The organism is Arthrobacter koreensis, from assembly GCF_035792275.1.
Classification (GTDB): Bacteria; Actinomycetota; Actinomycetes; order Actinomycetales; family Micrococcaceae; genus Arthrobacter_B; species Arthrobacter_B koreensis_A.
The window spans coordinates 60,692-73,885 of the sequence record NZ_JAMWKK010000004.1 but is presented as its reverse complement, the minus strand read 5'-3'; the positions used below and the strand labels follow the sequence as shown (position 1 = coordinate 73,885).

General features: G+C 66.1%; 14 protein-coding genes and 2 riboswitches. Of the genes, 3 read left to right on the top strand and 11 right to left on the bottom strand.

What is annotated here, in order from left to right; genetic code table 11:
- Nucleotides 1–54: 54 nt before the first annotated feature.
- A complete protein-coding gene (locus NGB94_RS05280; RefSeq protein WP_325789557.1) occupies nt 55–2,406 on the top strand; it encodes an FdhF/YdeP family oxidoreductase in 2,352 nt (783 codons plus the stop codon).
- On the opposite strand, the gene NGB94_RS05275 is transcribed toward NGB94_RS05280, so the two are convergent.
- The 8 genes from NGB94_RS05275 to NGB94_RS05240 form a co-directional block, all read right to left on the bottom strand.
- Entirely contained in the window at nt 2,357–3,646 is a 1,290-nt protein-coding gene (locus NGB94_RS05275; protein WP_325789556.1) for a molybdopterin molybdotransferase MoeA, read from the bottom strand. The two genes, NGB94_RS05280 and NGB94_RS05275, sit on opposite strands and share 50 nt — an antisense overlap.
- On the bottom strand, nt 3,643–3,927 hold the full coding sequence (locus NGB94_RS05270) for a DUF6457 domain-containing protein (protein ID WP_325789555.1): 285 nt from the start codon (nt 3,925–3,927) through the stop codon (nt 3,643–3,645). Before NGB94_RS05270 ends, NGB94_RS05275 begins: the two co-directional genes overlap by 4 nt.
- Nucleotides 3,928–3,936: 9 nt before the next feature.
- A complete protein-coding gene (mobA, locus tag NGB94_RS05265; RefSeq protein WP_325789553.1) occupies nt 3,937–4,617 on the bottom strand; it encodes a molybdenum cofactor guanylyltransferase in 681 nt (226 codons plus the stop codon).
- Nucleotides 4,614–5,111: an HNH endonuclease gene (locus NGB94_RS05260; protein ID WP_325789551.1), complete on the bottom strand. Its 498-nt coding sequence runs from the start codon at nt 5,109–5,111 to the stop codon at nt 4,614–4,616. The genes mobA and NGB94_RS05260 overlap by 4 nt, the downstream gene beginning before the upstream one ends.
- Before the next feature lie 241 nt (nt 5,112–5,352).
- Entirely contained in the window at nt 5,353–6,120 is a 768-nt protein-coding gene (locus NGB94_RS05255) for an NlpC/P60 family protein (protein WP_325789549.1), read from the bottom strand.
- 36 nt (nt 6,121–6,156) lie between these two features.
- Nucleotides 6,157–6,954, bottom strand: a complete 798-nt coding sequence (locus NGB94_RS05250) for an NlpC/P60 family protein (protein WP_325789547.1) — start codon at nt 6,952–6,954, stop codon at nt 6,157–6,159.
- A 3-nt stretch (nt 6,955–6,957) separates the two neighbouring features.
- Nucleotides 6,958–7,145, bottom strand: a riboswitch (cyclic di-AMP (ydaO/yuaA leader).
- Between the two features lie 94 nt (nt 7,146–7,239).
- Nucleotides 7,240–8,004 carry a M23 family metallopeptidase gene (locus NGB94_RS05245; protein ID WP_325789546.1) on the bottom strand — a complete coding sequence of 255 codons (765 nt, stop codon included), beginning with the start codon at nt 8,002–8,004 and terminating at the stop codon, nt 7,240–7,242.
- A 3-nt stretch (nt 8,005–8,007) separates the two neighbouring features.
- Nucleotides 8,008–8,217, bottom strand: a riboswitch (cyclic di-AMP (ydaO/yuaA leader).
- An 85-nt stretch (nt 8,218–8,302) separates the two neighbouring features.
- Entirely contained in the window at nt 8,303–9,001 is a 699-nt protein-coding gene (locus tag NGB94_RS05240) for a metal-dependent transcriptional regulator (protein WP_325789545.1), read from the bottom strand.
- A gap of 225 nt (nt 9,002–9,226) precedes the next feature.
- Between NGB94_RS05240 and serC the strand changes: the two genes are divergently transcribed.
- Entirely contained in the window at nt 9,227–10,351 is a 1,125-nt protein-coding gene (gene serC / locus NGB94_RS05235) for a phosphoserine transaminase (protein ID WP_325789544.1), read from the top strand.
- A gap of 57 nt (nt 10,352–10,408) precedes the next feature.
- Here serC and NGB94_RS05230 read toward each other — a convergent pair whose 3' ends face one another.
- From NGB94_RS05230 to NGB94_RS05220, 3 genes are read right to left on the bottom strand one after another with little or no spacing between them, the layout of a single operon-like run.
- Complete coding sequence (locus tag NGB94_RS05230) at nt 10,409–11,707, bottom strand: MFS transporter (RefSeq protein ID WP_325789543.1); 1,299 nt, start codon at nt 11,705–11,707, stop codon at nt 10,409–10,411.
- 54 nt (nt 11,708–11,761) lie between these two features.
- Entirely contained in the window at nt 11,762–12,238 is a 477-nt protein-coding gene (locus NGB94_RS05225; RefSeq protein ID WP_325789541.1) for a DUF3027 domain-containing protein, read from the bottom strand.
- Between the two features lie 15 nt (nt 12,239–12,253).
- On the bottom strand, nt 12,254–12,637 hold the full coding sequence (locus NGB94_RS05220; RefSeq protein ID WP_091607783.1) for a cold-shock protein: 384 nt from the start codon (nt 12,635–12,637) through the stop codon (nt 12,254–12,256).
- Nucleotides 12,638–12,861: 224 nt separating this feature from the next.
- On the opposite strand from NGB94_RS05220, the gene NGB94_RS05215 reads away from it, so the two are divergent.
- Nucleotides 12,862–13,185, top strand: a complete 324-nt coding sequence (locus NGB94_RS05215; protein WP_325789539.1) for a hypothetical protein — start codon at nt 12,862–12,864, stop codon at nt 13,183–13,185.
- Nucleotides 13,186–13,194: the final 9 nt, after the last annotated feature.

Sequence of the window (13,194 nt, the reverse complement as noted above, 5' to 3'; positions counted from 1 at the left end):
TTAGACTGGCCTCACTTCAGACTAGGTGATTTCCTACACAAGGACGTGGTGGCTGTGCCAAGCAAGGCTCCGAAAGACGGAATCGACGAATCAGAGCTGAGGGTTTCAGACCCCAAGACCCACGCCGTGGGCCTTCCCGCGGTTATCAACTCGCTGCGCATTTCCTTCGACCAGATGGGTCCGCTGCGCAGTGCCAAGACGCTGCTGAACGTCAACCAGAAAAAGGGTTTCGACTGTCCCGGCTGCGCCTGGCCCGAAGGGGACAAGCGGCACGCTGCCGAGTTCTGCGAAAACGGCGCCAAGGCCGTGGCGGAGGAAGCAACCAAGCGGAAGGTTCCGCCGGAGTTCTTCGCCGAACACTCGATCGCGGACATGCTGGAAAAGGACGACTACTGGCTGGGCCAGCAGGGCCGCCTGACCCACCCCATGGTGCTCGAAGCCGGGGATACGCATTACCGTCCGATCAGCTGGGACGGGGCCTACGACATCATTGTCGAGGAACTCGCCGCGATGGACACCCCCGACCAGGCCGTCTTCTACACCTCCGGACGCACCTCGAACGAAGCTGCCTTCCTCTACCAGCTGATGGTCCGCGGCCTGGGCACCAACAACCTGCCGGACTGCTCCAACATGTGCCACGAATCCTCCGGTTCGGCCCTGACCGAAACCCTCGGAGTCGGCAAGGGCACCGTCAGCCTTGACGACGTCCAGGGATCAGACCTGATCATCGTCGCCGGACAGAATCCCGGAACCAACCATCCGCGCATGCTCACCGCCCTGGAGCGGGCCAAGAAAAACGGTGCCACGATTATCGCCGTGAATCCCCTGCCCGAGGCAGGACTGCTGCGCTTCGACAACCCGCAGACGGCGTCGGGCCTGCTGGGCTCCAAGCTTGGCGGCGGCACCCAGCTGGCCGACGACTTCCTCCAGATCCGCCTGGGCGGTGACCAGGCACTGTTCCAGGGCCTGGGCAAGTACCTGCTGGAGCAGGAAGAGGAACACGGGAACGTGTTCGACCACGCTTTCATCGACTCCTACACCGATGGCCTGGATGCCTATCTCGCGGAGATCCGGAAGACCTCCTGGGAAGAAATCTGCCTCGCCAGCGGGCTGACCCGCGCTCAGATCGAAACCACCGGCGCACGGCTGACCGCTTCAAAGTCGACGGTGGTGTGCTGGGCCATGGGCCTCACGCAGCACAAGCACTCCGTGGCCATGCTGCGCGACATCGTCAACGTGCTGCTGCTGCAGGGCAACGTTGGACGCCCCGGCGCCGGCGTCTGCCCCGTCCGCGGGCACTCCAACGTCCAGGGCGACCGCACCATGGGCATCTTCGAGCGCATGCCGGAGGCGTTCCATGACAAGCTCGACGCCGAATTCGGCTTCGCGTCGCCGCGCCGCCACGGGTTCGACACCGTCAACGCCATCCGGGCCATGCGCGACTCCAAGGTCCGGGTGTTCATGGCCATGGGCGGCAACTTCATCCGCGCCACCCCGGACTCCGCTGTCACCGAGGACGCACTGCGCAACACCGAACTCACGGTCCAGGTGTCCACGAAGCTGAACAAGTCCCACCTGGTCCACGGCCGGCGTGCCCTGATCCTTCCCGCGCTGGGCAGGACGGACCGGGACACCCAGGCCGGCGGTGACCAGCGCGTGACGGTGGAGGATTCGATGAGCGCCGTGCACGCCTCGCAGGGCAGGCTGGATCCTCCGGGACCCGAGGTCCGTTCCGAAGTCGCGATCGTGTGCGAACTGGCCGAACGCCTGTTCACCGGCGACACGGCCCCGTACCGGGCGAACGCCCCGCAGCTGGACTGGATAGCCTGCCGTGCCGACTACTCCCTTATCCGCCGGCATATCGAGAACGTCATTCCAGGCTTTGAGGGGTTCGAGTCCAAGATCAAGTACGGCGGCGGCGGTTTCGTCCTGCCCAACGGACCTCGCGACGGACGCCGGTTCGCCACGGCAACCGGCAAGGCCCGGTTCACCGCAAATGAGCTGGACTACCCCAAGGTGCCCGAGGGGCGGCTGATCCTGCAGACGCTGCGCGCCCACGACCAGTACAACACCACGGTCTATGCCAAGGACGACCGCTACCGCGGGATCTACGGCGGACGCCGCGTGGTGTTCGTGAACGACGCGGACCTCGCTGCGGCCGGGCTGAAGGACGGAGACATGGTGGACATGGTCTCCGAATACGAGGACGGCGTCGAACGCCGCGCCGAGTCCTTCCGCGCAGTCGCCTACAACACCCCCGTTGGGTGCGCTGCGGCGTACTACCCGGAGGCGAACGTACTGGTGCCGCTGGACTCCGTTGCCGAAGTCAGCGGCACCCCCACTTCCAAGTCCGTGATTATCCGGCTGGAGGCTGCTTCACCGGCCACGGCAGAGGCAGCGCGCTGACGGACTGATCCGCGGTGCAGCCCTCTTCGGGCAGCACCATGACGGCGTCGGCCTCGGCCAGCCCGCGGAGCATGCCTGAACGGAAGTACTGCGAGGGAATGGCGCGCCCGTCCTGGATCCGGCACGGAACCAGGCGGGTGCGTCCCGGCAGCGGGGCCACATCCACACCGGCCAGCACATGGTAGTTCCTTCCGGCCGGTGCTCCGCGCAGCCCTTCCAGCAGCGGCTGGAGCACGGTAAAGACGGCCATCATGGCGGCGAGCGGATTGCCGGGCAGCGCCACGACGAACCGGCCATCCTGCAGCCGGGCCATCAGGGTGGGATGACCCGGACGCATGGCTATTCCGTCAATCAGCAGTTCAGCGTCGACTGCATCCAGGGCCCGGCGCAGGTGGTCTGCATCGGAGATGCCTGTACCTCCCGTGGTCACCAAGACGTCTCCTGAGGACATGGCGAGGGAGGTTTCGTCCACGGCGTCGGTACTGAGGGCCGCAATCACCTCGTCCAGCCGGTCCGGCAGCCGGCGGACCACGTCCGCGCGGCCGCCCAGCATTTCAACCAGCTGCGGCAGCTGGGGTCCGAAGGTGTCACGCACCTGCCCTGATTCAGGCAGGCCCGATTCAATAACCTCGTCACCGGTGAAAAGCATCGAGACGCGGGGTGCGCGCAGCACCGGCAAGGTGTCATGGCCGCAGACGGCGGCAAGGGCGATGTGCGCCGGGTTCAGGACAGTGCCGGCAGCAATCGTGGTCTCTCCGGCAGCGGCTTCTTCGCCAGCGGGACGGATGTGCTCCCCGAGCCGCGGTTCGTCTTCCCTCGCCGTGGGCGCCCGGCGCAGGGTGGCAGGTTCGCCGGGGGTCAGCACTCCGTTTTCCGTCCGGAGGACCGCTTCCGCCCCGGCGGGAACCAGTCCGCCGGTCAGGATGGACACTGCCTCGCCGGACTGCAGCGGCCGCCGGCCGGATTCCTTGTGGATCTGCCAGGGTTCCGGTTCAGGCTCAGGCACAACGATTGTCCACGGTTCCGGACCCGCCACTGCCCATCCGTCCATGGCGGACGATGCGTAGTGCGGCACCGGATGGAGCGCGACGGCGTCGGAGGCCAGGGTGTGCCCAAGTGCCTCGGCGAGGGGGACCGTTTCAAACGGAAGCGGACGTGCTGCGGCGTACGCTGCCTTCCTCGCCTCCTGCCAGGAGGTATTGGGCTGCAGAGGCAGGATCAGGGGTGCGGGACCGTTCACTTTGACTCCTTCCGGTCTGCTTCAGCGTCGCATTCGCGCTGGGCAGCCCTGATAGCTGCACGCATGGCAACGTTTTCGTCTGCCTGCCCGCTCCCTGCGGCGAGGCCTGCCGCAAGTCCGGCAACAAAGGTGGTGAGGGGCGCCGCGGGGCGCACCACGCTGTGGGCTGCTGCGGCCGCCAGGTCCAGCACGGCGTCGATGTCCACCTGCGTTCCGTCAAGCTCAAAGGCCTGCAGCAACCGCTGCGTCCACTTCTCGAGTTCCTTCTGCTGGGTACCCATCTTGGCTCCTTAGTCCTTGGCGGCGGCTGCGGATCCGGGTGGTGGAGCATCGGTGCGTGTCCCCGGCTGGATGCCCCACTTGCCGGCATCGGCCCAGGTGTCCACGTCCGCAGTGCTTCCCTCCGGAACGGCAACCTCTCTCCACTGCACCCTAGCAAGCATGCTGAACATTGAGAGATTTGCCAGTCCATCCGGCCCTGCTGCCGCGGCGTCGAGGAGGGAGCCGGTGCGGTACAGACCGGCCAGCGGCTGGACCTTTCCGGCTGTATCCACCGCCAGCACTGATCGGCTGGGGTCCGCCGCCGCTGCGGCCAGCAGCACCGGAACAGCGCGCTGAATCTCAGGCATGTCGCATGCCAGGACAAGGGTCCACGGGCTTCGGGCCCTGCCGTCCCGGTCCGCAGAGCTCGCAATCGCAGTCAGCGCAGCCCCGACGGCTGCTGCCGGCCCGGCAAAGGGCGGATCCTCACGAACCAGGAGGGCAGTTTCTCCGGACACAGGAAGCAGTCCGGCCAGGGACGGCGGCCCGGCTACGGCCACGTACGCGGCACCGTGTGCGGCCTTCAGCGTACGCACCAGCAGGGCCTCTCCCCCAACTTCCAGTTCAGCCTTGGGTTCCCCGTTCAGGCGGGAAGACCGGCCGCCGGCCAGGATCACGGCGTCGTAACCCGCCGGCACCGGTCCGCTCATGCAGCCGTGTCTCCCAGGAAAGGACTCCACTGTGCAGCGGGCTGCTCCAGCTCACGGATCTGCCACCGCGTGCCGTGCGGCGCGCGCGGCGTGAAACGCAGCTTCCAGCCCAGCTGGTTCAGCGTTCTGTCCCCCTTCTTGTTATTGCAGCGAAGGCAGCAGGCCACCAGGTTCTCCCAGCTGTCCTGCCCGCCGCGCGATTTCGGCACCACATGGTCCACGGTTGCTGCGGCCTTGCCGCAGTACGCGCAGCAGTGGCTGTCCCGCCGGAGCACACCCCGCCGGGTCGCTACGCTCGAATCCCGGTAGGGGATGTTCACGTACCTGTTAAGGAGAATCACCGACGGGCGGCCGAAAACGTCGCCGGGGCCCACCACGGGATCACCGCTCTCGGCCAGGACACTGGCCTTTCCGGTCAGGACGAGCACCAGCGCACGCCGGAAGGTAACCACCGCCAGCGGCTCATAGCCCGCGTTGAGAACCAGGGTTCGCATGCACGTTCCTCTTCGCCTGCCCGCCGCCGGGAAGAAAAACAACGTCCACCGGCCGCGCGGTACTTCGAATGTTCACTGCAAGGGTAAGCCGCGCAGCCCGATCCCGCCATTTAACCGCACCGGGAACGCCCCATCCCGGTGCGGAGCCGCCTGCCCCGCCGAGGTGCCCGCAACCGTCCGGAAACGGCAGAAGGGCCCTGCCGTTTCCGGCAGGGCCCTTCACTGTGTCATTCGGTACTGCTTAGCCGCCTACGCGGATGTAAACGCCGCCGGAGCCCAGCTCAGCCGGTGCAACCACGGTCTGGTTTCCGAAGAAACCGCCATGAACGGCCTGGCCGTTGCCAACGTAGACAGCGATGTGGGCCATGCCCATGCCGCCGTCGGCGTAGTAGATCAGGTCGCCCGGAATTGCTTCCGAGGCGCTGACGGTCCGGCCGAGGGAGAGGTATCCGGCAGGCCATCCGTGGTAGTTGATGCCTGCTGCTGCCAGAGCGTTGGTGGCAAGCATGGTGCAGTCCTGCATGACGCCCAGCTGGGCGTAGGCTGCGGCCGCGATGGTTGCCGCCACGCCGGAGGACGCCACGGCCGGAGCCGGTGCAGCCTGCGCTGCGGCCGGTGCCGCCGCCGTGGTGGTGGTGCCGGCAGCATTCCCCGCAACGGCTTCCTGCACAGCAGGAGCGGTCACTTCCTGGGACTGCACGGTAACCTCGGGGGCCACAGTTACGCCCGGAACGGGAGTCAGGCTGAGGTCCGGTCCGACGGCGTCGGCGGGAACCTGGAGCGGAATGGAGGACAGATCCAGCTTGCTGGTCTGCACATCGCGGGCAATCTCAGGACCGGCTGCATTTGCAGCTACACCGGTGCTGAGGACAAGGCCGGACGCAGCTGCGATAACGGCTGCCTGGCGGCCGACGGTGCCTGCGCTGCTGACAGCGTCGGCAAGGGCAGTCAGGGAAGCATTGCGCTGCACGGGCGCGCGGTGGCGCGCACGCTCAGTTGACGTGGTCATTTGCGGTTTTTCTCCGTGATTTCTGGCAACTGGGCGTCAGCTGACGCGGACGAAGCTTGCGCCGGGAAGATCGGACAGCGAGTGCAGGCCGGTGTTCATGCCGTTGAGGCCACCGCTGATGACCTGGCCGTTGCCGACGTAGATGGCAACGTGGCCGCCGGTGATGACAAGGTCGCCGGCCTGCGGGCTGCCAACAACCGTGCCGTAGGCGAAGAACTGGCCGGGAGCCAGGTCGCCGACGGACTTGCCAACCGAGCGCAGGGCCTTCTCGACCATTGCGGTGCAGTCCTGCGCAACGCCGATCTGGGAGTAGGCGGAGGCAACCAGGCCGGCGGCTACGCCGCTGGCTGCTGCCGGTGCGGGGGCGGGAGCGGGAGTGGAGGATGCGGTGGTGATGCCTGCAGCCGGTGCCGGAGCGGGAGCGGCGGCCTGCTGGGCGGCAGCGGCTTCCTGCTGCACGGCCAGGGCAGCTGCAGCGGCTTCCTCGGCTGCGGCCTGCTCAGCGGCGGCGATCTGTGCGCGGGTCTCAGCCCCGGACAGGGAGCCGGCGAGCGGCTGGACCGGAAGTTCGAAGGGTGCCTGCTCGGAGACCGTGACGGTCCCGTTGGAGGTCACAACGTTCAGGGGGGTGGCCTCGAGGGCCTGGCGGTCGGTGGAGACCGGAGCAGCCTGTGCCGGCATGCCTGCGGCCAGGACGAGGCCGGAAGCTGCGACGACCACGGCGGCCTGGCGGCCCACGGATCCTGCGTTGGCGGTTACTGCTTTGGACAGCGCGGTAAGCGGGCTTACAGGCGCGGAGGCTGCACGATGGCGGCCGGAATTGACTGATGACACAGTTTTGCCTCTCCCAATGCCTGCGAGGTGAGCTGTCGGATTCGGATGGGAGTCACCCGGTTGCTGGACCGCTAAGTCCGGCAACTTAACCCCTAGGGCTTCTTGCGAAACCCGAAATTGGTTCCCCCGCCTCTGCCATGCGATTTTGCGAACGGATCTCAAACAGTGGCAGAGCTCGGCGATCTGTTCGAGAGTGCCTGATCTTTGGCGAATCAGGCACGGTGACGAGAATATAACAACATCAGGGAAATGTCACGCTCAGGTCACGAAAGCGCGTTGGAGCGGTCACAACCAGCCCAGGGGGTCGACGGGAGTGCCGTTAACGAGTACTTCGAAGTGCAAATGGCAGCCGGTCGAGGCGCCCGTGGTTCCGCTGGCACCGACCAGGTGTCCCCGCTCCACCGTGTCACCAACGGACACGCTGATGGCGGAGAGATGGTTGTACGTGGTTTCAACGCCGTTGCCGTGATCGACCACCACACGGTTGCCGCCGCCCAGGGCGTGCCAGCCTGCAGACTTCACAGTTCCGGCGGCTGCCGCGGTCACTTCAGTGCCGCAGGCTGCGGCGAAGTCCTGGCCCGTATGCAGCTCACCTGCGGAACCGGTGATGGGGCTGACCCGGTAACCGAAGGAAGAAGTCTGAACCAGGTCGGACTTCAGCGGAGTGGCCAGCGTGCCCTTGGCAGCGGCCGGGGTGACGTCGTTGCCTGCGACGCTGAGGCCGCGGAGCTTGGCATCGGGATCGAACTTGGCGGTCAGCGCGGCCCGCTCAAAGTCAAGGACGGCATCCGGGTTGGCGTATACCGGTTCGGCAGCCACCGGCTGCGGTTCCATGGCCGGATCCGTGGCGGCCGCCGTCGTCGGCACCGCTACTGTCAGGACCAGCCCGGAGGCAGCGGCGGCAATGGCGAATTTCTGGGCGGTCCCGCCAACGGGGCGGTGGACAGGCTCTGCACGGCGCCTTCCGGCGGACCGGGCAGCGGTGCGCGGGCGCAGTTCGACGGCAGGAGTTTCAGCCCTGCGCCTGCCCGAAGCAGCATGCTTCGACAAGTGGTTCCCTCTCTAACAAGCCTGCGAAGTTAGCTGTCGGATTCGAGTAGAGAAACTCGGCCTGCGACACACAGTGACATCCCATGTGGATAGTCCTGTGCTGCTCGAAGGCTTCACCCCAAGGCAGCAGTGCTGCCGGTTGGTGGGTCCTCCGCCCCTGCCCGCGAACGGTTGCACCTGCGGTCCAGTGGCAGGGTTAGGCTGTTGGACCGGTGAACGGTGTTGTTGCTGTAGTCAGAAGCCACTATAGGGGAAAATGGCCAAAAGATACCATTCCGTTACCTGGCGCGGCGGGAGGTCACGAAGCGGGCGCGGAAACGAATACGTGCGAAGCCACTTCGGCAGGCAGTTCAAGGGCCCCTTCAATGCCGGGCACCCGGACGGAGATATAGCCGCCCACCACCTCGGCCGTGATCGTGGCGCCCGGCCGCAGTCCGGCTTCGTCGAGCTGGGTCAGCAGTTCGGGGTCCACCTGGATCGGTTCTGCCAGGCGTTCCAGCAGCATCGGCTGCCCGGCGGTCTCGGCTACGGCTGAAAGCAGGTCCCGGTACGGGGTGGGGGGCTGCACCACGGCTTCGCCGCCGAGGGCTTCCAGGCCCGGGATCGGGTTCCCGTACGGCGATTCCGTGGGCTTGCCCAGCAGGTCATAGAGCCGGCGCTCCACGCGTTCGCTCATCACGTGTTCCCACCGGCAGGCCTCGTCATGGACGTAGGCCCAGTCCAGGCCGATCACGTCTGCCAGCAGCCGCTCGGCAAGCCGGTGCTTGCGCATGACTTCGGTGGCGCGGCGCCGGCCGAGGTCAGTGAGCTCCAGCTGGCGGGTTCCGGACACAACCACCAGTCCGTCCCGCTCCATCCGTCCGATGGTCTGGGAGACGGTGGGGCCGGAATGGCGCAGGCGCTCAGCGATCCGGGCCCGCAGGGCCACGATGTTCTCTTCTTCCAATTCAAGGATCGTCCGAAGATACATCTCAGTTGTGTCGATGAGGTCCGTCATGACCAGCCGCTCCTAGCAATCGTGCAAAAGAGAATCACCACAGCGGCGCAGAACGCGCCGGCGGTTTTGTCTCCCACGTTAGCCCATCGCCGCAACCCGGGGAGAATTCGCACACCCGCTCACGCCGCCGCAGGGGACGGTCACAAATAGGAGCGGCACGGGCGCGGGGTGTTGAATAGAGGAGTACGTGAAGCACCCTGCCAACCCGCTTGGAGCATACAGAAAATGGGCGATACCGCCGTTACGATTCCCGCAGAACTTCTCCCCAGGGACGGGCGCTTCGGAGCCGGTCCTTCCAAGGTCCGTCCCGAGCAGATCCAGGCACTGTCCGACGCCGGAGCCAAGCTGCTGGGCACCTCCCACCGTCAGGCTCCCGTGCGGAACCTGGTGGGCAGCGTCCGCGATGGCCTTTCCTCCCTCTTCTCCGCACCCGATGGATACGAAGTGGTCCTCGGTGTGGGCGGGTCCACTGCATTCTGGGACATCGCTTCCTTCGGCCTGGTGGAAAACAAGGCCCAGCACCTCTCCTTCGGGGAGTTTGGCTCCAAGTTCGCTGCGGCCACCAATAAGGCACCGTTCCTCTCTGCCTCCAGCATCATCAAGGCCGAGCCCGGCACGCGTCCGGAGGCGGCAGCCGAAGAGGGCGTTGACGTCTATGCCTGGCCGCAGAACGAGACTTCCACCGGTGTAGCTGCTCCGGTCCGCCGGGTGGCCGGGGCCGATGCAGGCTCGCTCGTGCTTATTGATGCCACCTCAGCGGCCGGCGGCCTGGCCGTGGACCTGGCTGAGTCCGATGTCTACTACTTCGCCCCGCAAAAGAACTTTGCTTCCGACGGCGGCCTGTGGCTTGGCATGTTCTCCCCCGCGGCCCTTGAGCGTGCGGCCCGGATCAACGCCTCGGACCGCTGGATCCCGGACTTCCTGAACCTGCAGACCGCGGTGGACAACTCGCGGCTGAACCAGACGTACAACACGCCGTCGCTCTCTACGCTGGTCACCCTGGATGCACAGATCCAGTGGCTGAACTCCAACGGCGGCCTGGACTTCGCCGCCGCCCGCACCGCTGACTCGGCCGGACGGATCTACTCCTGGGCTGAGAAGTCCGGCGTCGCTTCCCCGTTCGTGGCCCGGGCGGAGGACCGCTCGAACGTCATTGCCACCATCGACTTCGACGATTCGATCGACGCAGCGGCCATCGCCAAGACACTGCGGGCCAACGGCATCGTGGATGTGGAGCCGTACCGGAAGCTCGGCCGCAACCAGCTGCGCATTGCCACGTTCGTGGCAATCGAACCTGATGATGTCAGCGCGCTGCTGGAGTGCATCGACTACGTGATCGAACACTCCTAACCAGCCAAACAGCCGGGTTCCGACCGGCTGGGTTGACCAACGAGGGCCCCGGTTCCGCTAGCGCGGGCCGGGGTCCTCGTTGGATAAGTCCGCGGCGGTGCCCTCGCTGGCGCTGCTGGTCAGGTAGAGGCGGCGCCGGACCGTACGGTCGTAGTGCAGCCGCAGGTGGTGTGAACGCCAGGCCCAGACCAGGCCGATGACGGCGGTGACCAGCCCGGAAGCCGCGGCGACGCCCAGGCTCCAGCGGGGGCCGAACGCATTTGACACCCAGCCCACGATGGGCGCTCCCAGCGGGGTGCCGCCCAGGAAGATCGCAAAGTAGAGGGCCATGACCCGGCCCCGCATCACCGGCGTCGTAGTGGTTTGGACATAGGCATTGGCGCTGGTCATCAGCGTCAGCGCGAACAACCCCACCGGGATCAGGGACAGCGCAAAAATCCAGAGGTTTGGAGACAGCGCAGCAATCATGCACGCCACGCCAAAGGCCCCGGCTGCCCCGAAGATGAACCTCAGCCGCGGCTTGTCCCGGCGGGCGGAAAGCAGCGCACCCGCAACCGATCCGATGGCCATGATCGAGTTGAGCAGCCCGAAGATTCCCGCGTCCTGGCCAAACTCGGTGCGCGCCATGGCTGCTATATACACGGCAAAGTTCAGCCCGAACGTACCCACGATAAAAATGGCCACCAGCACCATGATCAGGTCCGGCCGGTACCGCACGTATTTCAGGCCTGCCCGGATCCTGCCCTTGCCGGGCGGTGCCTTCGGCAGTACGCGCAGTTCGGACGAACGCATCTTCAGCAGCGCCAACACCATGGCCGCGAAGGTCACGGTATTAATAAGGAAGACCCACCCTGGCCCAACGGCCACCGTCAGCAGTCCGGCAGCGGCAGGGCCGATCATGCGCGCACCGTTAAAGGAGGCGCTGTTGAGCGCGACGGCGTTGGGCAGGTTCTCCTCGCTGACCACCTCGGAGACAAAGCTCTGCCGGGCCGGGGCATCAATGGCGGAGACCACGCCGAGCGCCAGCGCGAAAGCGTACACGTGCCACAGATGCGCGTGGCCTGAGAGCACCAGCAGGCCCAGCCCTGCGCCCAGCGCTGCCATGGCCACCTGGGTGGAGAGCAGGACCTTGCGCCGGTCGTAGGTGTCCGCGATCAGTCCCGCCCACGGAGCAAGCAGCAGCTGCGGACCGAGCTGGAGGGCCATGACGATGCCCATCGCGGCGGCGTCCTGGTTCGTCAGGATGTCATAGACCAGCCAGTCCTGGGCGGTGCGCTGCATCCAGGTTCCGATGTTGGAAACCAGTGCTCCAAGGAACCAGATGCGGTAGTTGAATATTCGAAGCGAACGGAACATTTGGGTTCACTTCTCCCTTCCGGGATAGTGAACCGCGTTCCGTGCACTCACCGCTTATTCGTCCTCCGTGGCCGCAGGCGTACCTGCGGTTTCTTCCTCAGTCGCAGTATCGGCCGCCGCAGCGTCCTGTTCCTTCAGGCTTTCCTGCGCAGCAACGTCCTCGGGACGGATGCGCATGGACCACGGGACCCACTCGGGTGCCAGGACGGCGTCGGCAGAGGGCAGCAGCCCCACCTCGCAGACGGTCGCGGCCTTGCCTCGGGGAACCCGCGCCACCGTGGCATACCATTCCCAGCCGCGATAGCCGGGACGGTTGGCCCGGAACCGGTGGGTGACCAGCCGGTCCGCTTCGGGAACAGCGCTCAGCCATTCCCCTATCTGCTCTTCCGGCACGACCTCCAGCAGCCCGGCCCGGGCAGTCTCGACGGCAGCGGCCAGCACCGCGTCCGGCTTGGACGGCTTGCGCGGAGGTTTCCGCGCGGCAGCGGGCTTCGTCGCTTCTTGGGTTTCTGTCGCGTCGGTAGTTTTCACTCGGTGGTTCTGCCCCTATGCATCAAGGTCATCAGCAACGGCCCGCAGCACCGCAGCCACCTTGGTTGCATGCTTCTTCTCGGGGTACCTGCCCCGACGCAGTCCGTTGGAGATTCCATCCAACAGTTTAATGAGGTCTTCGGTAATGACGGCCATGTCGTCCGCCGGCTTCCGGGTGGCCTTCGCCACCGACGGCGGTGCCTCCAGGATCCGGGCAGAGAGCGCCTGCGGGCCGCGGCGTCCGTCGGCCACGCCGAACTCCATCCGGGTCCCGGGCTTCACTTCACTCACGCCGGCGGGAAGCGCAGAAGCATGCAGGAAGACTTCCTGGCCGTCGTCAGTGGCCAGGAATCCGAATCCCTTGCCAGTGTCGAACCACTTGACCTTGCCGATGGGCACTTCGCTTACCTCGTTCTTAGCTGTCGGGTGCGGACTTTCGACCGCGTCATGAAAGGGGTGGTACGTCCGCGTGTATCCGTCTTCCGGTGTCCGGTCGGACCGGCGGCGGATGCCTGTTGAGATACTACGGGGAAGAGTCTTCCCTTTAGAATATCCCGAGCCCCCTAATCCTCAGCCTGTCCCGCTTTGGGTGCCCTGATTTTTAGCTGTTAGCGTTAAATACCATGGAGCATCAGGGCCCGGCCCCCGCAGACAAAACCCACGGCAGCACCGGTGCCGTCCCCCGTCAGGGAACTGACTTCAGCGGCAGCGCTGCACAACTTCCGGTACAGCGGAAGCGCTCTCCCCTTCGCCTGGCGGCCACCGCACTGGCTGCAGTACTTGCCGTGGCCGGCGTTGCGAGCCTCGCAGCCCTGCTGCTGGAGGCACTCCGCGGCGAGGTTATCTGGCCCGGTTTCGCAGCCGGAGCGTTCTATGCCCTGCCCCTGGCCTTCCTGATCATGGCGGGGCTGGTAATTGACTCAATCGTGCGGCGGCGCCGCGGCTGACCCGTTTGT